The following is a 19,288-nucleotide window of genomic DNA, read 5'->3' on the forward strand; positions in this document are numbered from 1 at the left end:
TATGACCGATATGGCGGAACTGCAAAAGCGAAAGCAACCGCTCAACCTCGCGATCGTGCATGTCGATCCCGACGCCTTCATCGCCAATTATGTGCCGTGGCTCGAGATCACAAGTTTCATCACGGCGCTGCGCGCGGGCGACGTTGAGGTCCCCGCCGACGGCGCGACGCCGAAGCTGACGCCGCAGCAGATCAAAGGCGCGGCCGCGGTGAATTACGGGGGAGACGCGCTCTTTGCCTTTTGCATGGCCGCGGCGCTGAAAGGCGACAAGGCGGCGGTTGAAACGGTCGACGCGGCGCTCACCGAACAGCTCGGCCAGGAATATCCAGGATCGACGGCGCTGTGGAGCTTCCGTTCGCCCATCGCCTCGCCAATGAGCCTTGAAGATCATGTCGGGCAGGCCGCGCAGAAAATGCTCGCGGGCGACATCCCGCCGCCGCCGATGCGCGCGCGCGAGAACTGGAACGCCGGCCTGCGCTTCTTCGAGAAGGCGCGCAAATCGAATTTCGTGCATGAGATCGTCTATCCGCTGGCGTTGTGGACGCGCGCGAAATGGACCGAGACCCTCGAGAAGGGCGTCGCCTTCTTGGCGCATATCGAGGACAGCGTGCCGGAGTTGCAGGAATGCCTCGCCGAGACGCGCAACGATCAGGCCTTCATCGCCAATATGTTGCTGAAGATGGCCCCGGCGATCGAGACCGATCTAACCGACGAGATGCAGGGGTTTCTGCGCTCGCTGTCGCGGCGGGTGTAGGCCGCGCCGTAGCGTCGCAACGATTCGATCAAAAAACTGCCGATGTTTTCGCCGGGCGAAACGAAGTCTTAACCATCGGCCGCCGATGGTCGTTCGAACGGAGCTAGAGGAGCGAGCATGGCTACGAACACGGAAGGCGAACGCGCACTGGCCGACCTCGAGGCCGGTAAGTTTTCTTTCCCGATGGTCGACTCCATCAGGGATCATGTGAATCAGCTCGACGCCGAGCTGCAACACGTCAGGACGGAGCTGCAGCGCGTTAACTCGCTGCATGAGGGCGCCGTCAATCAGCTCAGGCAGCAGGAATATACGATCCTGCGGCTCGAAGGAGAGCTGCGCAAGCTGAACGCCAGACTCTACGCCCTGCTGAAGGCCAATGTTCTGACGGAGATCGCCCTGCGCGAGACGAAGCGCGGCGCCGTGAAATTTGTCGAACTTCTCCCCGTCGCGCGCAAGCATGCCGAAGAAAGTTCAAAGGCGGCGCTGGCCTATCTCTCGACGATTGATTTCAAGGCCAAGGTCGAGGCGGTGAAGGCGCATCCGCTGACCGAGAAGACGCTTGCCTGGCTGGCGAATCTCGATCTGCGGGCCGAGTGGACGAGACTGAAGACGCATCCGCTGACGACAAAGGCGCTGAGCGAGTTGCAGCCGGTTCTTCTCAAGGGCAAGGACTATCTGCCGGTCGTGCAGAAGCGGATCGCCGCGCTGGTTGAAAAAGCGACGGCCTATATCGCCGAGCTGCAAAAGAAGGCTGCGTAAATCCGACGAGGGGCAGGGCGCAAAGCTGCGCCCGCTCTCATTGCGCATATGATCTCAATGCGCTCCAGCATCAACAGACGACAGAAGCGCCATCGAGCGTTTGTGCGTGCAACTGAAATTTACGCCGGCGCGGGCGTGCGCGCGGGCTTGACCGGTCCGACATCGACCTGAATCTCGTCGCCCTCCACGCGAAGCGCATAGGGGTGGAGCGCATTGCGGACGAGATGCGTCACGCATTTGCCGTTTGTGCTGTCGAACCCCCATTGGTGGTGCGGACAAATGACGGTCTGCCCGTTGAACGTCGCCTCGCTCAGCGGCATGTCCGCATGCGGACAGCGCCCGCGATACGCCTTGAGTTCGCCGCCGGTCGGCCAAACCAGAAGCACGCTCTTTTTGCCGGCATGGAAGAGGCCCATGCCGCCTTCGCTCACGGCCCCGGTGTTACAGATCGCGGTGAACGCCATCGTGATCGCCTTCAGAAGATCAACCTCTGAAGGCGATAGCAAATTGCAGACCAGTGAAAGTGCGGCGACAAGCCGGGCGGCGCAACTACGAGAGTCGTATAGCGCAGTCGAACGGCGCGGGCGTTGGGCCGCCCGCTTTCGCCTCACTGCGGCGAAGAGAAGGTTATTGTGAGCGGATCGTTAAGGCTTGCGCATTGGTCGTAGGGCTGCACCGTACCCGACGGATAGCCGCAGTAGTAGAGACCGTTGCCAGTTTGTGTTCCCATGGGATTGCTGCCGCCGTCGCTCATCGGGCTGAAGAACGCCTGATAGCAGCCCGTCCCCAAACTGCCTTTGCAGTTCTGGAGAGTCGACGCGAGCGAGCTGTAGCCACAATTGCTTGGATAGTTTGCAGGTCCCAAAGAGGGCGTCCCTCCGCAGGTGAAGGTGGCGTGACCGGCGCTGCAGGAGACTTGAACGCCGAAATTGTAATTCGCGGGCCCCTGGCTGGCGCAATACCCCGGCGATGAAGTTTTATTCTGCTGGTTGGCGGGGCTCACCTGGCTAGGATTCAACTGGGACACGTTGTAGCCGGACTGTACGGCGCCGTAGTCGTAATAGGTGCAGTTCGGAAGCCATTGCGGGTCGTTGCAGGCGACGCCATTCGCGTCCACATTCCTCGGGATCACGCTGATGTCATATCCGAGCCCGGAACCCGTGCCGGATACTTCGATAATCGTCATTGGTTGCAGAGAGGCAGGCGTACAACCCGTCATCGACTGCGTGTTAGCGCAGACCTTGTTTTGCGCGGAAGGCCAGCTCACCGAGCCAGTGCACGTCGCGCCTTGAGGAACGATTAAGTTGTTATTCGAGTCAGAGGTGCATCCGCCGGAAAAGGAAACTCCCGGAAGCAAATTCGACCCTGTCGGGCCATAGGCTCCGACGATTATTTGCTGCCCGACATTGTTGATGAAATTCACCTGAGCGCTGACATTCTGCGCGTGGCCGAATCGGGTGAAGCAAATCAGCGCGCCCATGATCGCAGCGAGTTGAAACAGCGATCGTGAAAATGAGGATGTATCGTTTCTCATTTCATCGTCCTGCGTCTTTGAAATTAAAAACTCGAAGGCGCCGAAACGAGCGCCGGCGAAAAACGGCAGTTCTGTCGAGCTTAAGCTAATAGCTCTCGGTAGCGCTTGTCTAGGCGGAGCCCCTGCAGAGATGGGGAAATGCTGATCTCAGCGATGGCGCTAAACAGGAAAGACCCTTGCGTGGTGCGGGCGGCCGGAATCGAACCGGCACAGGCCTTGCGGCCCTACGGATTTTAAGTCCGTTGCGTCTACCAGTTTCGCCACGCCCGCGGAGCGCTCGTATATAGGGGCGCGGACCCGACGCCGCCAAGCGGATTATATGCGCCGTCGTCGCCGGCCCTCGGGCTTGGCGTCCGGCGCGCCGATCGGCGCCTGAAACGACAGGCCCGTGTCCCAGGGAAAAAAGATCCACGTGTCCTGCGAGACCTCGGTGACGAAAGTGTCGACCATCGGCAGGCCCTGCGGTTTGGCGTAGACGGTGGCGAAATGCGCATTCGCCAGCATGTCGCGCACGGCCTTCGCCGTGGCGCCGGTGTCTACGAGATCGTCGATGATGAGCACTTCAGAGCTTGGCCGCGCGAGAATCGTGTCGGTCAGAGGCTTGAGCACCTGTATCTCGCCCCGTTCCGTTTCCTCGTGATAGCTCGCGACGCAGACCGTTTCGATGACCCTTATGCCGAGTTCGCGCGCCACGATCGCCGCGGGCACCAGACCGCCGCGCGTCACCGCCACAATCGCCGAGAATCCGCCGATAGAAGCGAGACGCCAGGCGAGCGCGCGCGCGTCGCGGTGAAAAATGTCCCAGGAGACCGGAAAGATCTTGTCGGACCCGTACATCAGCTTCAAACCTCCCGCGATCACGCCGTCAGCGCGCGCTTTCCTTCGACAGCGACGCGAGCATCGCACGCGCCGCCGCCGTCGCGCGGGCCAAGAGCGCCGCGTCGCGACTGCGCAGCACAATCTGATTCCTGAATCCGGCGCTCGTAAAGGATGGATAGGAGCCGACGCTCACGCCATCATGGCCGCGCGCGATCGCTTCCAGTCCGGCGGCGTAGGCGCCTTCCGGAACGCCGTAAGCCTCGATGGTCTCGACGAGCACCGGCGGGCCGGCCGCGAGCCGCGGCCCGACCACGTCCATCATATTCTGCATGATCGTCGGCACGCCGGCCATGACGATGACATTGCCGATCCAGAATCCAGGCGCCTTGGAAATGGCGTTGAAAATCAGCTCCGCGCCCTTTGGAATGCGCGCCATCCGCCGGCGCGCCGGATTCAGCTCGCCTTCCGAAAAGCGTTCCCGAAGGAGCGCTATGGCGCGCGGATCCTCGCCGATGTCGACGTCAAAGGCGCGGGCGACCGCATCGGCGGTGATGTCGTCATGGGTCGGCCCGATGCCGCCGGTTGTGAAGACATAGGTGTAGCGGGCGCGCAGCGCATTCAGCGCCTCGACGATCGCCTCCGTCTCGTCGGGCACGATTCGCGCCTCGCGCAGATCGACGCCGATCTGCGCCAGATAATTCGCGATATAGCTTGTGTTCACGTCCTGCGTGCGGCCGGATAATATTTCATCGCCGATCACGAGAACCGCCGCGCTTGCCGGCCTGTCGCCCGCCGTTTCTTGCGCCATTGCCGGCCTCCCTCGCGCTGATTATGACCATGGCGGCCGTGAACGCCAGCCCTGGCGCTCATTCCGCGGCGGCGGGCGCGACCGGGGTACGCTCGGAGGCGGCGGCGATGCGGCATCGGATCGCCGCCGTCCCGCCAAGACCGCGCTCTTTCCAACGGAATCGCGGGCGGCATCCCGCGGCAGCCTTGCGTTGCCGCCTCAAACCATTACCTTGTCAAGCATACCCTTCGCCCAGGAAAGCCGAGCCGCCGCGTTACATGACCTTTATCGAATCTCATCTCGCGCCCGCCGCGCGCAAAAGCGGACAGATCAAGCTGCATGGTCCTGAGGATTTCGAGGGCATGCGCGCCGCAGGCAGGCTGACGGCGGAGGCGCTGGACATGCTGGTCGAACACGTCAAGCCGGGCGTGACGACGCAGGCGCTCGACGATCTGGTTTTCGACTTCGCCATGGCGCATGGCGCCTATCCCGCGCCGCTCGACTATCGCGGCTACCGGAAGTCGATCTGCACCTCGATCAACCATGTCGTCTGCCATGGCGTGCCGGACAACAAGCCTTTGCGCGAAGGCGACATCGTCAATATCGACGTGACGTTCATCCTCGACGGCTGGCACGGCGACGCCAGCCGTATGTTCGCCGTCGGCGAAATTCCACGACGGGCGCAACGACTGATCGACGTAACCTATGAGGCGCTTGAGCGTGGCGTCGCCGCCGTAAAGCCTGGCGCGACGACCGGCGACATCGGCGCGGCGATTCAGCAATATGCCGAAAGCGAGCGCTGTTCGGTGGTACGCGATTTTTGCGGCCACGGGCTCGGGCGCGTATTCCACGACGAGCCGAATATTCTGCACTATGGCGTGAAGGGCGAGGGCGTCGAGTTGCGGCCGGGCATGTTCTTCACCATTGAGCCGATGATCAATCTCGGCCGCTCGCAGGTGAAAATCTTGTCGGACGGCTGGACGGCAGTCACCCGCGACCGGTCTCTTTCCGCGCAGTTCGAACATTCGGTCGGCGTCACCGAAACGGGCGTGGAAGTCTTCACCAAGTCGCCGGCGGGGCTCGACAATCCCTCTGCCGCGCGCGCCGACGCATGAAGAAGGCGGCTGACGCCGCATCCAGCGACGGCTCAGGCCTGCGCGATTCCGCGCCCCACTACCACGGTCACCGGCAGCGTCTGCGCGATCGCTTTATGGATGCAGGCGAAGCGGCGCTTGCCGATTACGAGATGCTGGAGCTGCTGTTGTTCCGCGCGATCGCACGGCGCGACGTGAAGCCGCTGGCCAAGGCTTTGATCACGCGCTTCGGCTCCTTCGCCGAGACGGTGGCGGCGCGGCCGGAGAGACTTCGCGAAGTCGACGGTCTCAGCGAAGCGGCGATCGTCGAAATCAAGCTTGTCGAGGCTGCGGCGAAACGCCTGGCGCGCGGCGCCTTGCAACGGCGTCCTGTGCTCTCTTCCTTCATGGAGGTGCTCGACTATTGCCGAACGGCGATGGCCTTCGCCGAGCGCGAGGAGTTCCGCATCCTGTTCCTCGACAAGCGCAACGCGCTGATCGCCGACGAAGTCCAGGGCGTCGGCACCATCGACCACACGCCCGTCTATCCGCGCGAAATCGTCAGGCGCGCGCTGGAGCTCGGCGCGAGCGCGCTCATTCTGGCGCATAACCATCCATCCGGCGATCCGACGCCGTCGGCCGCGGACATACGCATGACGAAGGACATCGCCGCCATCGCGCAGCCGTTCGGCATCACGGTCCACGACCACCTCATCGTCGGCCGCCATGGCCATTCCAGCTTCAGAGGGCTGAAGCTCATTTGACGCGAAGTCCGTGCACAGGCGTCGGGATTGACGCGACATTTTCAAAAGCGGGCTGAGCGCATTGTCCTATTTCGTCACGCCGCTAATCATCGCCACTGCGCTCTTCATGGAGCAGCTCGACGGCACCGTGCTCGCCACGGCGTTGCCGGCGATGGCGGCCGATCTTCATGAAGATCCCGTGGCGCTGAAACTCGCTCTGACGTCCTATCTTCTATCGCTCGCGGTCTTCATTCCGCTTTCAGGCTGGGCGGCGGATCGCTTTGGCGCACGGCGCGTCTTTCGCGCGGCGATCATCGTCTTCACCTTCGGCTCCATTCTCTGCGGCCTGTCCAATTCGCTCGGCGCGATCGTGGCGTTCCGGATCGTGCAAGGCCTCGGCGGCGCGATGATGACGCCGGTCGGACGCCTCGTGCTGCTGCGCACCGCGCCGCGCCACGAACTTGTGCGCGCCATGGCCTATCTCACCATCCCGGCGCTCGTCGGCCCGATGATCGGCCCGCCGATCGGCGGCTTCATCGCGACCTATTTTCACTGGCGCTACATTTTTTGGATCAATGTGCCGATCGGCGCGCTCGGCGTCATGCTCGTCACGCGTTTTATTCCGGATTTGCGTGAGGAATGGACGCCGCCGCTCGATATCGCCGGCGCGATCCTTTCAGGCGTCGGCCTTTCCTGCCTCGTCTTTGGCTTTACCATCGCGGGGCGCGGCTTCGCGCCGGCGCCGGTCGTGGTTTTGATCGTCGCGCTCGGGGCAGGGGCGCTCTTCGCCTATGTTCGCCACGCCAGACGCACGCGCTATCCGATCGTCGATCTCGATCTCTTGCAGATCCCGACGTTCCGCTCGGCGGTCTTTGGCGGCTTTCTGTTTCGCATCGGACTAGGCGCGACGCCTTTCCTGCTGCCGCTGTTGCTGCAAGCGGGCTTCGGACTCTCCGCCTATGAAGCGGGTCTTCTGACCTTCATCTCGGCGGCCGGCGCGATGGCGATGAAGACCACCGCGCAGCCGATCCTGCGAATATTCGGCTTCCGGCGCGTGCTGATCGTCAATGCGCTCATCTCCGCCGGCTTTCTCGCCTTTATCGCCACTTTTACGGCGGCGACGCCGCATCTGTTCATCATGGGCATGCTGCTCGTCGGCGGCTTCTTCCGTTCGCTGGAGTTCACCGCGCTTAACGCCATCGCCTACGCCGACGTCGATCAGGATGCGATGAGCCGCGCCACGAGTTTCGCCTCCGTCGCGCAGCAATTGTCGCTGTCGACGGGCGTCGCCATTGGCGCGGCGGCGCTGGAGGCGACGCGCGCGCTGCGCGGCGGCGGCGCGCTACAGGCGGCGGATTTCACGCCGGCTTTCATTGTCGTGGCGTTGATCTCGATGTTTTCGGTGATGAGCTTCCTGCCGCTCGCGCCCAATGCGGGCGACGACCTGACCGGGCGCCGAAAACGCGTGTAATCTCACGGCCGATCGGCGGGCGGAGAGCTCTTGTCGATGAGGATCGCGAGCGCCAGATCGGCTGAAACGAGGATGTTATGTCGAGCGCAGCCCAAGACTTCATCGCCGGGCTCCCGAAGGCGGAGCTTCACCTTCATATCGAGGGAACGCTTGAACCCGAGATGGCCTTCGCGCTCGCCGAGCGCAACGGCGTCAAGCTCCCGTACGCTTCGGTGGAGGCGATGCGGAAGTCTTATGACTTCCAGAGCCTCGAGGACTTTCTCGGTCTCTATTATCAGGCGACGCAGGCGCTCTTGACCGAGCGAGACTTCTACGATCTGGCGCGCGCGTATCTCGACCGCGCCCGCGAGGAAAACGTTCGCCACGCCGAAATCTTTTTCGATCCGCAGGCCCATATGCGCCGCGGCGTTCCCTTCCGCGCAGTCGTGGAGGGATTGAGCGCAGCTCTGAACGACGCCGCGCGCGAGGGCGGGCCGACGTCGCGACTCCTCATGTGCTTCCTGCGGGATCTCGATGCCGCGGACGCTGTCGCTACGCTCGAAGCGGCGCGCCCCTGGCTCGATCGCATTGCCGGGATCGGACTGGATTCCGCAGAAACCGGAAATCCGCCGGGCAAGTTCACCGAGGTTTATGAGCGCGCCCGTTCGCTCGGCCTGCGCGCCGTGGCGCATGCGGGCGAAGAAGGACCCGCCGCCTATGTCTCCGAAGCGCTGGATCGCTTGAAGGTCGAGCGCATCGACCACGGCGTTCACGCGATCGATGACGCGGCCCTGGTTCAGCGGCTCGCGCGCGAGCGGGTTCCGCTGACCGTCTGTCCGCTGTCGAATATACGCCTTCGCGTCTATCCCGATATGCGCGCGCATCCGATTCAGCGGCTCTTCGAGGCAGGCGTCGTCGTGACCGTCAATTCCGACGATCCGGCCTATTTTGGCGGCTATGTGAACGAGAACTACCGCGCCATTCAGCAGGCTTTCGCATTAGAAGCAGCCGAGCTGACGCAGCTGGCGAAAAACAGTTTCTCGGCGTCATTTCTTTCTGACGACGAAAAGCAAGAGAGGATCGCCGAGGTCGACGCCTATGCGCAAGCGCATGGCGCCTAAGCGGCTAGTCGGCGCGGCTCCCGAAAGCCTGTCGGTGCCGTGGCGTGCATATAAGGGAACTCTTCTGTCCCACCCGGTCAAAGCTTGAAATTGAGCGTGGATGGGCTACTTTCGAACCGAGCGCCGTGCACCGTCGGCGTGGCCGCTGCCCTGGCGAAGGATCTCTGATCCAACGAGTCTAAGTCATCAGCGACCGTAACCCTCATGTCGGCCGCAAGAAACGAGCAGCGCGTTTCTGCTAGGCCGAAATGAAGGACGTTCGCATGTATTCGACGCTCGATGGCGCAAAGAAGTGCGCCAAATCCCTGAAGCGGCTACTTGATAATGCCGGCTTCGATTTTCCTCTCAACAAGTGTCAGGCTGCCATCGCCAAGGCGGGCGGCTTTCGGGACTGGCGCGACCTCGAAAGCGCCATCCGCCACGCGGATAGGTCGGTCGATGCGACTGCCTATGAGAAGCGATTGTTGGCAGCCATGCCTGAGCCCTGTCACTCGCTTGTAATGGCTTGGCTAGACAAGGAGTCAGCCGAAACCAGTTCCACTGACGTTATTTCACCCAGCTGGTATCGCAACGTCTTCCCATATCTCATGGCATCCGCAGCGCTGCATCGCAGCCGCACCGCGCTCTTGCGCCCTGGGTCAGGGGCGGGACAGCGCTTCAGAGAGAAGCTTGTTTTCGGGCTTCTGATGAATGTCCACGGCCGCTCACGGCTCTGGCCGCGACTCGATCCGGACACTCTGGCACTGGTCTTCAGCGGTGATCAAGATGAACTGTTTGAGGAAGATTCCCTGCACCCACGTTTCGCGATTGAACTTGACGTTTTGCTCAGAGCCGGAGTTCTTGACCTGCAGCCTCAACGCCTACGGGTGTTGCCGCCGGATCGCGACGCGGTCCTCGCATATGTCGCTGAGCACAGGTTCGACAAGGCGCAGTACAGCGCTGAGGCGAGCGGCGAAGAAGCGAAGGACGACCTGCGGCAGGCGCTTGCGGCGATCGGAATAAGGAACTCAATGAAAGTCGCCGATGCCATTCTACGTTGGGGGGCCGGGGCCTATTCCACACCATCTGGCCCTGTCTTGGAATTGCTTTCCGAACTCGCTGGGGCTGGTGAGATAGAAACCTTTGCAAAGGCCTATCGACTGTTCGCAGCAATGCGACCCGACAATGCTCATTTTGTACGGAACTCGATACCAGCGAAGATTTCTTCGCAATTTCTACTGCGGCATCGCCAACTCAGCGTCTCGAAGTTACTCGCTTGGAATTCGGCTTATCCCGAGTGGCCGGAAACATTGAAAACCGCAGTTGAGGAACCCACAAAATTTGCGCGAACAGTTGACGCGATGGCAGCCCAAATAGTGGAAATGCCTGCCTAGTACCCGAGGCTAATGCAAGGCGAAGCAGCATGTTGCTGGTAACGACATGCTGCTTCTATCAAGTCGCGCATCTTTGCGCCGGACCACGCTACTGCTTCTGCATAAGAATTGTTAGATATTCAGGCGCGCCGCCCCCGAAACCCCGTCGCCAGCACATAGAGTTCGGCGGAACCCGCGCGGCTCGCCGCCGGCTTGACGTGACGCACGGTCGAAAAATCGCGCTTGAGCCGCGTGAGCAGCTGGCCTTCGGTTCCGCCTTGCAGCACCTTGGCGATGAAGAAGCCGCCCTCGGCCAATACGTCACAAGCGAAATCAGCGGCGAGCTCGGCGAGAGCGACGATGCGCAGATGGTCGGTCGCCCGATGGCCAGTGGCGTTCGCGGCCATGTCCGACATCACGCCGTCGGCGTGGCCTCCCAGCATCTCTTTGATGAATTCCGGCGCGTCGGGATCGTTGAAATCCTTCACCGCGAATCTGACGCCGTCGACCGGCTCCATGTCGAGAAGATCGACCGCGACGACTTTGCCCTTCCCCTCTTTCGCCTTCACATGCGCGGCGGCGATCTGCGACCAGCCGCCGGGAGCGGCGCCAAGATCGACGATGCGGTCGCCCGGCTTAAAGAGATGGTAGCGATCATTCATCTCGATGAGCTTATAAGCGGCGCGCGAGCGGTAGCCTTCGCGCTTGGCGCGCGCGACATAAGGATCATTGAGCTGGCGCTCCAGCCATAGCGTCGAGGAGAGCGACCGCTTGCGCGCGGTCTTGACCCGCGTCTTGAGCGATCGTCCGCCTTCGCGTCCCGACTCTTTCGTCACGCGTGCACCTTGTCGCGTGGGCTAAAGACGCCGCCGGGCCCCGGCTCCATGACGATGTATCGATCGTGGAAGGCGTGCAGAGTCGAGCGATGGCCGATCGAGACGATCGTCGTGCTGGGCAGCCGCTCGCGCAGCATGGCGTAGATGCCTTCTTCGAGCTGCTCGTCGAGCGCCGACGTCGCTTCGTCGAGGAAAAGCCAATCCGGCTTGGCGAGAAGCGCGCGGGCGATCGCGACGCGCTGCTGCTCGCCGCCCGAAAGCCGCTGACCCCAGTTGTTTTCCTCGTCGAGGCGCTCCACGAAAGGCGCAAGCCGCGCCGCGCGCAATGCCTCCTGCACGTCGGCGCGCGAATAGTCGTCGACGTGGCCGGGATAGACGATCGCTTCGGCCAGCGCGCCCATCGGGATGTAAGGCCGCTGCGGCGCGAGCATCACCTTGGCGCCGCGCGGAGTCAGCACCTCGCCCGACGCGTAAGGCCAGATGCCGGCGATGGCGCGAAACAGCGTCGACTTGCCGGAGCCCGACGGGCCGGTGAGCAGCGCCGATTGGCCGGCGGCGAGCGTTAGATCGTCGACCGTCACGATTTGGCGTCCGTCGGGCAAACCAAGCGTCAGCCCGCGCAGGCGAATATCAGCGCCGTCGGTCGGAGAGATAATCTGCGTCGCAGTCGTCTGCGCGCGGGCCGTATCGATCGCGTGGTCAAAGGACGACAAGCGGTCGAGCACGGACTTAAAGTTGGCGAGAGAGGTGTAATAGTTGATGAAGAAGGTCAGCGCGCTCTCCACTCGCCCGAAAGCGCTCGCCGTTTGCGTCATGACGCCGAGCGAAATGCGCCCGGCGAAATAGAAGGGCGCCGTGATCACGTAAGGAATGATCGGCGACAACTGTCCGTAGGTGGAGGTGAACGCCATCAGCTGCTTACGCTTCTGCACGATCGCCAGATAGTTGACGATAATGCCGGCGAAGCGCCGCAGCAGCGCGCCGCGCTCGGCAGGCTCGCCGCCGAGCAGCGCGATCTGCTCGCTATATTCGCGCATGCGGGCCAGCGAAAAGCGGAAATCCGCCTCGCGTCTCTGCCGATCGAAATAGAGCCCGGTGAGAGTGCGGCCGATAAGATGCGTCACCAGCGTCCCCACAGCCGCATAGAGCAGCACAACCCAGAACAGGAAACCGGGAATATAAATGTCAGTTCCGGGCAGCGGATAATTGCCCGACAAATCCCACAGCACATAGGCGAAGGAAACGAGCGAACTCAAGGTGGCGATCAGCAGGATCGAATAGGAGTAAATGCCATAGCCTTCCTCCCCGCCGCTGATGAAGCGATTGACGTCTTCGGCGATGCGCTGGTCCGGATTGTCAGCGCCGCTCCCGGCGAGCGCCATGCCGTAATGCGTATGCGCGCCGAGCCAGCGCTCGATATAATGTTCCGTCAGCCAGCGACGCCAGCGGATGATCAGCATCGACTGCAGAACGAATTCGATAATCACGGAGGCGACGTAAACGAACGCCCATGGCGTGAACACGTAAAGAAGCTGCCGCCAGAACTCCCCGGCGTTTTTCTCCTGAATCGCGTTGAACCAGTCGCGATTGAAGAAGGACAGGCGGACGGTGATGCCGACCTGTCCTTGATTGAGGAGCACCAGCACCACCACCATGGCGATGGCGATCGCGCTCTCTCGGGCCGCAAAGGGCTGGAATGGCCAGACGCGCCCTTCGCCACGATCGCGCGAACTGAAATAAAGATCGGCGATGCGCGTCATCTCCCGCACGACGGGAATGTGCGAGATCGCGTAAACGATGATCGAGAACACCGCCACGGTGAGCGGCATGGTTTCGGGCGGCGCATAGTCTTTCAGCGACTCCGGCCACAGGCCTTCCGCCTGGGCGAGGCTGACCAGTCCGAAGACGATCGTCTCCGTTGAAAAAATGAAGGCGAAGATTTTCAGGAAGCTCGACATGTCCGCCGCGCGCCACGTCGTGTAGGCGCAGAGCGCCGCCGCGGCGACGAGGACGAATAGGCTGGACTCGCCTTTATGGGCGCCGACCAGCGCGGTAAGCGCCGCGAAGACCGCGACCGCCACGCTCAATTTCCGCATCTTTCACCTTGGATGTGAGAAGCCGTTCGGCTCGCCGCGACCGCATCGCCGACGATAGCCGTTTCGCCCCATGATAGAGAAGTCAGTCCTCTTCAGGAATGACCGCGTCGCCATTGACATGCGCGACAAGCACGGGCGAGGCCTTAAAGGTCAGCACACGGCGCGACGTTATCGTGGCCTCGACGCCAGTTTTGGGATTGCGGCCAATGCGCTCACGCTTGGCGCGCACGTTGAAAGTCCCGAAAGAACGCAGCTTTACGGATTCGCCGCGGAGCAAAGCTTCGCTGATCTCGTCAAAAGTAGCGTCCAGGATTTTCCGCGCTTCGGCGCGGGACAGCGAGGGGCAACAGCCATAGACGGCTTCTCGCAGCGCCGCCCGCGTCAAGGTGCTGCCTGGAGCGGTTCTCCTTACCATGCGAAAAGAGCGCCCAAGGATTGTTCTGTCGGGACTGGGCTGAACACAACTCCCCCTCGAAGCTTCTGGCAATCGCAACATGGCAATAAATGGACGCTGCGCCCATGGCCGCATAGTACGCATAAACAACCGATTTGCAAGGGCGATCACGTGTTTAACGTCCCGACGAAAGGACGGGACGCTGGCCTGCGGCAGGCGATAGCGGAACCCTTAAACCGCCAGTTTCACCTTGTGCTGCGCCACCGGGATCATGGCGCGAATTTTACGAATGCGGTCGACGTCCACATAGGACGATACGAGTCCCGGCCCTTCGGAAGCCTTGGCGACGACTTGGCCCCAAGGGTCGGCGATCAGAGAATTGCCGTATGTGAAGCGCGTCTCATGCCCGGCTTTATGCGCGCCCGTTTGCGCCGGCGCGCAGAGATAGGCCTGCATCTCGATCGCGCGCGCGCGGCACAGCACTTCCCAATGGTCCTTGCCGGTCACCAGCGTGAACGCCGCCGGCAGCGCGACGATATCCGCGCCCTTATCCGCGAGCGCCTGGAAGAGATATGAAAAGCGGAGGTCGTAACAGATCGCGCAGCCGACGGTGACGCCCTCGCAATCATAGGTGACGACAGAGTCGCCGGGCTTGAACGCGGCGCTCTCATGATATTTTGCCCCGTCGGGCGCCGTGATGTCGAACATGTGGATCTTGCGATAGCGCGCGACCTCCTTGCCCTCGCGGTTGAAGGCGACGCTGGTGTTGTGCAACCGCTCCTCGCCGGGCGCTTTTTCAAGAATCGACCCGGCGTGTATGAAGACCTTGTGCTCGCGCGCGAGGGCTTGGCACATTTGATAGGCGGGACCGCCAGGCAGCTCCTCGGCGGCGGCCATCTTCTCGGCGCGCGAACCGCCGATGAAATCGAAGACCTCAGGCAGGCAAATCCAGTCCGGACGCTCCTGAACAACGGCGCGCTCGATCAAAGCGCGGGCGTTGGCGAGGTTCAAGGCCTTGTCGCCAACGGAATTCATCTGAACCAGAGTAACCTTCATCGACCGCCCGATTGTTTCGCCGTTGCGCCCGCGACTCACAGTCGCATCCATAATGAATGGCGCCGCTCGCTCATTATACGTCGCCGGCGCCGAAGGTATAGGTCGAATCGCGTTTAGCGCGACAACGTCGCCGATCGGTTAAGATCGCGAAAGCCGGCGCGCAACGCTGCAATGCAAAATTCGACCATTTGCGCGCTCGTCGGAGTCGGGCGATCGGCGCATTCCACCATCAGCCGCGGGTGGCAGTAGCGAATGCAGGCGGCGTGCACCAGCCGCGCCGCGAGCTGCGCATCGCCGTCCGCGAATTCGCCGCTCTCCATGCCAGAGCGAATGACGTCCTCTAGCGCGGCGTCGATCCGGTCGATGTGATCCGAGATGATCGGCCAATTCTCGGCCAGCGCCGCTTCCACCATGTCGTGGAGCTTGCGGTCGGCGACGTAGCGCTCGGCGTTCATCGCCTCATTGGACAGGATGAGCGTGCGCAGCCGCTGTTCCGCCGAACCAGGCCCATGCGCGATGCTCTGCGCCGACTGTTCGACTTCGTTCATCAGATGCCGGGCGACGGCGGCGTTGATTTCCGATTTGGCGCTGAAGAATCGATAGACGTTCGCCGGCGACATCCGCAATTCGCGGGCGATGTCGGCGACCGTAGTCTTTTGGAAGCCGATCTCGCGGAAGAGTCGCTCTGCGGTGGCGATGATTCTCGCGCGCTGCTCGGTCTCGCGCGCGTTCTGCGCGCTTGCTCCCATCACGCTCATTCGGCCGCTCCCCTCGCAAGCCCGTCGGCCAGAGTCTGGGCCCGCGCGCCCTTGGCTTCGGCCAATCCCTCGCCAAGATGACGGCGGAACCATGTCGCGTAAAGCGCCGGCAGGAACAGAACGGTGAGAAAAGTGGCGACAAAAAGCCCGCCCATGATGGTCAGCGCCATCGGCCCCCAGAAGGCGGAGCCCGACAGTGGAATCATGGCGAGAATCGCCGCGAGCGCCGTCAGCGCGACAGGACGCACGCGCCGAATCGTCGCGCCGATGATCGCCTCACGATAATTCTCGCCGCGCTCGAGGTCTTGTCGCACCTGATCGACGAGAATGATCGAATTGCGCATGTCCATGCCCGAGAGCGCGATGAGGCCGAGCAGCGCGACGAAGCCGAATGGCGCGTGAGCGACATTGAGCGCCAGCGACGCGCCGATGATGCCGAGCGGCGCGCTCATCATCACGAGCGTGACGCGCGTGAAGTTCTGCAGCTGGAACATCACGATCGTCAGCATGACGAGGCCGACGAGCGGAAAAACCGCAAAGATCGACGCGTTGCCTTTTTTCGATTCCTCGATCGCGCCGCCGATCTCGATGCGATAGCCCGGGGGAAGATGCTCGCGAATCTGCGCAAGCTGTGGCCAGATGCGCGTCGTCACATCCGGCGCCTGCACGCCGTCCTTGACGCCGGAGCGCACCGTGATGCTCATGTCGCGATTGCGCCTCCAAAATATCGGTTCTTCGTGGTCGTAGACGATCTTCGCGACCTGCGAGACCGTCACCGCTTTGCCGTCGCGCGCATAGACCACCATGTCGCCGATCCTCGAGAGATCGCCGCGCTCCTGAGGAGTGGCGCGCGCGACCACTTCGACCTGATCGATCCCGTCGCGCAATGTCGCGATCGTCACGCCGGAAATCGCCAGACGCAGCCTGTTCGACACATCCTGCGGCGTCAGCCCGAGAAGCCGCGCGCGATCCTGATCGATGACGAGGCGCACGCGCGGCGTCTGCTCGTTCCAGTTGAGATGCGGATCATCGACGCCCTCGTCGCCGCGCATCACGTCGCGCACCTGATAGGCGATGGCGCGGACGGTCGCGGGATCGGAGCCGACGACGCGAAACTGCACGGGAAATCCCACCGGCGGCCCGTAATAGAAGCGATCGACGCGCGCGCGCGCCTGCGGCAAAGCGCCGTTGGCGATGGCGGCCTCGAGCTTCTTCTTTAAACGCTCGCGCGCCGCGATGTCCTTGGCGACGATGACGATCTCGGAATAGGCTTCGTTCGGGAGCTGCGGATTGAGGCCGAGCCAGAACCGCGGCGGGCCCTGTCCGACATAGCTCGTGTAGAGGGCGGCGTCCGGATCGTCCTTGAGGAGCGTCTCGGCCTGTTTCGCGGCCTCGAGCGAAGCGCCGATGGACGAACCTTCGGGAAGGCGCAGCTGGAGGAAGAGCTCCAGGCGCTCTGCATAGGGGAAGAACTGCTTCGGCACGACGAAGAAACCGAAGACAGCGAGCGCGAAAACGCCGATCACGCCCGCGATCACAACGCCACGGTAGTCAACCGCCCAGGTGACGACGGAGCGGAGCCAGCGATAAAAGGGCGTCCGATAGATCTCGTCCGGATCGTGATGCTGATGCAGCTTGGTAAAATCGGGAAGGAGCTTCACGCCGAGATAGGGCGTGAACATCACCGCGACAAACCATGACGCGATCAGCGCGACGAGCAATACCCAGAACATCGAACCCGTATATTCGCCGACTGCGGAATTCGCGAAGCCGACGGGCAGGAAGCCCGCGGCGGTCACGAGCGTGCCGGTCAGCATCGGAAATGCCGTCGAGTCCCAGGCGAAGGTCGCGGCTTTGATCCGATTGAAGCCCTGCTCCATCTTCACCATCATCATCTCGACGGCGATGATCGCGTCATCGACGAGAAGGCCGAGCGCAATGATCAGCGCGCCAAGCGAGATGCGCTGGAGATCGATGCCGAGCGGCCCCATGAAGATGAAAACAATGGCGAGCACCAAAGGCACGGAGAGCGCGACGACGATGCCGGTCCGAAAGCCGAGCGAGACAAAGCTCACGCCGAGCACGATCACCAGAGCCTCGAGGAACGAACGCGTGAATTCGCCGACCGCCTCCTCGACGACCTTCGGCTGATCGGCGACCTGGTCGATGTCAATGCCGACCGGCGTCTTTTCGCGTATCTCCTGAACCGCTGCGCCGACGTTCTCGCCGAATTTGAGGACGTTGGCGCCCTTTCCCATAACGACGCCGACGACGATCGCCGGCTGGCCTTTAAAGCGCGCGAGAAAACTTGGCGGATCCTCGAACCCGCCGTAGACATTGGCGATGTCGCCGAGGCGGACCACCCTGCCGTTCGCTTCGATCGGAATCGCGGCGATCGCGTCGGCGCCTTTAAGATCGCTCGTCACCTGAACCCGCACGCGGTTCGACGACGTCTCGAAAACGCCGGCGTCGGTAATGGCGTTCTGCTTGGCGAGCGAATCGAAGACAGCCTGAGGCAGGATCGCCAGGCTCGCGAGCTTCGCCTCGCTGAATTCGACAAAGATGCGGCGTCCCTGATCGCCATAGACGTCGACTTTGATCACATCCTGCACGGCGAGCAGCCGCTGGCGCAGCGTCTGGACCACCTTGTCGAGGACATGATAGTCGGCGCCGTCGCCGGTCACCGCGTACATCACCGTGTCGACGTCGCCATATTCGTCATTCACTTGCGGGCCGCGCACGCCGGCCGGAAGCGTCGGCGCGATGTCGTGGAGCTTCTTGCGCAACTGATAGAAGAGCTGCGGCACGTCCTTTGGCGGCGTCGTGTCCTTGAATGTCACCTGCATCGCCACGAAGCCGGGCTTGGCATAGGTCTCGATCTTGTCGAGGAAGGGCAGCTCCTGAAGCTTCTTCTCCATCAGATCGGCGACCTGGTCGCGTATCTCGGTGGCCGTCGCGCCTGGCCATGAGGCGGTGACGACGGCGACCTTGATGGTGAATGACGGATCCTCGGCGCGTCCCAGCCGCAGGTATGAATAGACGCCGGTCAAACTGATCGCGATCATCAGAAACAGCATCAGCGTCGGCCGTTGAACGGCCCAGCGCGAAAGGTTTACCCCAGCCATGGCGGGATCCTCAAAGCGATTGCCGCGAGATCACGCGGACTTTTGTGTTGGGATCGAGCTTGTGGACGCCGAGGACGACGATGTTGTCGCCGTCCTTGACGCCGCCGGCGACAAGCGCGGCGTCGGTTTCGAGGCGCACCACTGTCACCGGAACGAGCTGCAAGTTCCCTTCGCCGTCGACTTTCCAAAGCGAGGGTCCAGCGCCCTGATTGTAGATCGCCGAAAGCGGCACGCTGACGACGGGCTGCGCGTCCGATGCGGAGATGTGCAGCGTGGCGCTCATTCCGAGCGCGATGGCGGCATCCGGATTGAGGATAGAGAAGCGCGCCGCGAAGGTGCGCGTGATCGGATCGGCGGCGGGGCTCAGTTCGCGCAGCTTGGCGCGATACATGGCGCCGGGCTTCGACCAGAGCGTCAAGGTCGCCTCGCCCTTTCCGGCCGCCGCGGCGAACGCCTCCGGCAAGGAGACGGCGGCTTCCAATTCGCCGGCATGGGCAATGCGCACGGCAGGCTGCCCCGCCGCGACTACTTGCCCGGGGTCGACCAGCGTTTGCGTGACGACGCCGTCCGCCCCGGCCCGCAACGTGGCGTAGTCCAGCGCGTTGCGGGCGAGTTCGACCGCGCGTTGGGC

18 protein-coding genes and 1 tRNA gene are annotated in these 19,288 nt (G+C 62.6%); 7 read left to right on the top strand and 12 right to left on the bottom strand.

Features of this window, described 5'->3' with window-relative positions; genetic code table 11:
* Position 1 precedes the first annotated feature (1 nt).
* Together NEI07_RS10810 and NEI07_RS10815 are read left to right on the top strand one after the other, a co-directional pair.
* The gene (locus NEI07_RS10810) at positions 2-754 is read left to right on the top strand and encodes a hypothetical protein (protein WP_256034508.1); all 753 of its coding nucleotides are present in this window, start codon (positions 2-4) and stop codon (positions 752-754) included.
* A 117-nt stretch (positions 755-871) separates the two neighbouring features.
* A complete protein-coding gene (locus NEI07_RS10815; protein ID WP_256034509.1) occupies positions 872-1,513 on the top strand; it encodes a hypothetical protein in 642 nt (213 codons plus the stop codon).
* Positions 1,514-1,632: 119 nt separating this feature from the next.
* On the opposite strand, the gene NEI07_RS10820 is transcribed toward NEI07_RS10815, so the two are convergent.
* The 5 genes from NEI07_RS10820 to NEI07_RS10840 form a co-directional block, all read right to left on the bottom strand.
* On the bottom strand, positions 1,633-1,977 hold the full coding sequence (locus tag NEI07_RS10820) for a Rieske (2Fe-2S) protein (RefSeq protein WP_256034510.1): 345 nt from the start codon (positions 1,975-1,977) through the stop codon (positions 1,633-1,635).
* Between the two features lie 143 nt (positions 1,978-2,120).
* Positions 2,121-3,047, bottom strand: a complete 927-nt coding sequence (locus tag NEI07_RS10825) for a hypothetical protein (protein WP_256034511.1) — start codon at positions 3,045-3,047, stop codon at positions 2,121-2,123.
* Positions 3,048-3,228: 181 nt separating this feature from the next.
* A tRNA-Leu gene (locus tag NEI07_RS10830) sits at positions 3,229-3,317 on the bottom strand.
* Positions 3,318-3,362: 45 nt separating this feature from the next.
* Positions 3,363-3,884, bottom strand: a complete 522-nt coding sequence (gene gpt, locus NEI07_RS10835; RefSeq protein ID WP_256034512.1) for a xanthine phosphoribosyltransferase — start codon at positions 3,882-3,884, stop codon at positions 3,363-3,365.
* 28 nt (positions 3,885-3,912) lie between these two features.
* Entirely contained in the window at positions 3,913-4,674 is a 762-nt protein-coding gene (locus NEI07_RS10840) for a competence/damage-inducible protein A (protein WP_256034513.1), read from the bottom strand.
* A 257-nt stretch (positions 4,675-4,931) separates the two neighbouring features.
* On the opposite strand from NEI07_RS10840, the gene map reads away from it, so the two are divergent.
* The 5 genes from map (at position 4,932) to NEI07_RS10865 (ending at position 10,413) form a co-directional block, all read left to right on the top strand.
* The gene (gene map / locus NEI07_RS10845; protein ID WP_256034514.1) at positions 4,932-5,768 is read left to right on the top strand and encodes a type I methionyl aminopeptidase; all 837 of its coding nucleotides are present in this window, start codon (positions 4,932-4,934) and stop codon (positions 5,766-5,768) included.
* Positions 5,765-6,490, top strand: coding sequence for a RadC family protein (radC, locus tag NEI07_RS10850; RefSeq protein ID WP_256034515.1), 726 nt, complete (start codon positions 5,765-5,767; stop codon positions 6,488-6,490). Before map ends, radC begins: the two co-directional genes overlap by 4 nt.
* 61 nt (positions 6,491-6,551) lie before the next feature.
* Positions 6,552-7,940, top strand: coding sequence for a DHA2 family efflux MFS transporter permease subunit (locus NEI07_RS10855; protein WP_256034517.1), 1,389 nt, complete (start codon positions 6,552-6,554; stop codon positions 7,938-7,940).
* A gap of 77 nt (positions 7,941-8,017) precedes the next feature.
* On the top strand, positions 8,018-9,040 hold the full coding sequence (locus tag NEI07_RS10860) for an adenosine deaminase (RefSeq protein ID WP_256034519.1): 1,023 nt from the start codon (positions 8,018-8,020) through the stop codon (positions 9,038-9,040).
* Between the two features lie 263 nt (positions 9,041-9,303).
* Entirely contained in the window at positions 9,304-10,413 is a 1,110-nt protein-coding gene (locus NEI07_RS10865; protein ID WP_256034521.1) for a hypothetical protein, read from the top strand.
* Positions 10,414-10,532: 119 nt separating this feature from the next.
* Here the strand turns inward: NEI07_RS10865 and NEI07_RS10870 are convergent, their stop codons facing one another.
* The 7 genes from NEI07_RS10870 to NEI07_RS10900 form a co-directional block, all read right to left on the bottom strand.
* A complete protein-coding gene (locus NEI07_RS10870) occupies positions 10,533-11,228 on the bottom strand; it encodes an RlmE family RNA methyltransferase (RefSeq protein WP_256034522.1) in 696 nt (231 codons plus the stop codon).
* On the bottom strand, positions 11,225-13,324 hold the full coding sequence (locus tag NEI07_RS10875) for an ABC transporter ATP-binding protein/permease (RefSeq protein WP_256034523.1): 2,100 nt from the start codon (positions 13,322-13,324) through the stop codon (positions 11,225-11,227). The genes NEI07_RS10870 and NEI07_RS10875 overlap by 4 nt, the downstream gene beginning before the upstream one ends.
* Positions 13,325-13,406: 82 nt before the next feature.
* Complete coding sequence (locus NEI07_RS10880) at positions 13,407-13,739, bottom strand: integration host factor subunit alpha (protein WP_124737291.1); 333 nt, start codon at positions 13,737-13,739, stop codon at positions 13,407-13,409.
* A gap of 210 nt (positions 13,740-13,949) precedes the next feature.
* Entirely contained in the window at positions 13,950-14,774 is an 825-nt protein-coding gene (locus NEI07_RS10885; RefSeq protein ID WP_256034525.1) for a carbon-nitrogen hydrolase family protein, read from the bottom strand.
* 113 nt (positions 14,775-14,887) lie between these two features.
* Positions 14,888-15,532, bottom strand: a complete 645-nt coding sequence (locus NEI07_RS10890) for a TetR/AcrR family transcriptional regulator (protein WP_256034527.1) — start codon at positions 15,530-15,532, stop codon at positions 14,888-14,890.
* Complete coding sequence (locus tag NEI07_RS10895; protein WP_256034529.1) at positions 15,529-18,657, bottom strand: efflux RND transporter permease subunit; 3,129 nt, start codon at positions 18,655-18,657, stop codon at positions 15,529-15,531. Before NEI07_RS10895 ends, NEI07_RS10890 begins: the two co-directional genes overlap by 4 nt.
* A 10-nt stretch (positions 18,658-18,667) precedes the next feature.
* A partial coding sequence (locus NEI07_RS10900) for an efflux RND transporter periplasmic adaptor subunit (RefSeq protein WP_256034531.1) occupies positions 18,668-19,288 on the bottom strand: 621 nt, incomplete at its 5' end.

This window comes from Methylocystis suflitae, from assembly GCF_024448135.1.
In the GTDB taxonomy this organism is placed as follows: Bacteria; Pseudomonadota; Alphaproteobacteria; order Rhizobiales; family Beijerinckiaceae; genus Methylocystis; species Methylocystis suflitae.

Excerpts from the sequence above, each read along its gene's own strand:
- NEI07_RS10860 (WP_256034519.1), top strand. The coding sequence starts at position 8,018 with ATGTCGAGCGCAGCCCAAGACTTCATCGCCGGGCTCCCGAAGGCGGAG.
- map (WP_256034514.1), top strand. The coding sequence starts at position 4,932 with ATGACCTTTATCGAATCTCATCTCGCGCCCGCCGCGCGCAAAAGCGGA.
- NEI07_RS10875 (WP_256034523.1), bottom strand. The coding sequence starts at position 13,324 with ATGCGGAAATTGAGCGTGGCGGTCGCGGTCTTCGCGGCGCTTACCGCG.
- gpt (WP_256034512.1), bottom strand. The coding sequence starts at position 3,884 with ATGTACGGGTCCGACAAGATCTTTCCGGTCTCCTGGGACATTTTTCAC.
- NEI07_RS10815 (WP_256034509.1), top strand. The coding sequence starts at position 872 with ATGGCTACGAACACGGAAGGCGAACGCGCACTGGCCGACCTCGAGGCC.
- NEI07_RS10820 (WP_256034510.1), bottom strand. The coding sequence starts at position 1,977 with ATGGCGTTCACCGCGATCTGTAACACCGGGGCCGTGAGCGAAGGCGGC.
- NEI07_RS10840 (WP_256034513.1), bottom strand. The coding sequence starts at position 4,674 with ATGGCGCAAGAAACGGCGGGCGACAGGCCGGCAAGCGCGGCGGTTCTC.
- NEI07_RS10885 (WP_256034525.1), bottom strand. The coding sequence starts at position 14,774 with ATGAAGGTTACTCTGGTTCAGATGAATTCCGTTGGCGACAAGGCCTTG.
- NEI07_RS10825 (WP_256034511.1), bottom strand. The coding sequence starts at position 3,047 with ATGAGAAACGATACATCCTCATTTTCACGATCGCTGTTTCAACTCGCT.
- NEI07_RS10890 (WP_256034527.1), bottom strand. The coding sequence starts at position 15,532 with ATGAGCGTGATGGGAGCAAGCGCGCAGAACGCGCGCGAGACCGAGCAG.
- NEI07_RS10880 (WP_124737291.1), bottom strand. The coding sequence starts at position 13,739 with ATGGTAAGGAGAACCGCTCCAGGCAGCACCTTGACGCGGGCGGCGCTG.
- NEI07_RS10895 (WP_256034529.1), bottom strand. The coding sequence starts at position 18,657 with ATGGCTGGGGTAAACCTTTCGCGCTGGGCCGTTCAACGGCCGACGCTG.
- NEI07_RS10810 (WP_256034508.1), top strand. The coding sequence starts at position 2 with ATGACCGATATGGCGGAACTGCAAAAGCGAAAGCAACCGCTCAACCTC.
- radC (WP_256034515.1), top strand. The coding sequence starts at position 5,765 with ATGAAGAAGGCGGCTGACGCCGCATCCAGCGACGGCTCAGGCCTGCGC.
- NEI07_RS10865 (WP_256034521.1), top strand. The coding sequence starts at position 9,304 with ATGTATTCGACGCTCGATGGCGCAAAGAAGTGCGCCAAATCCCTGAAG.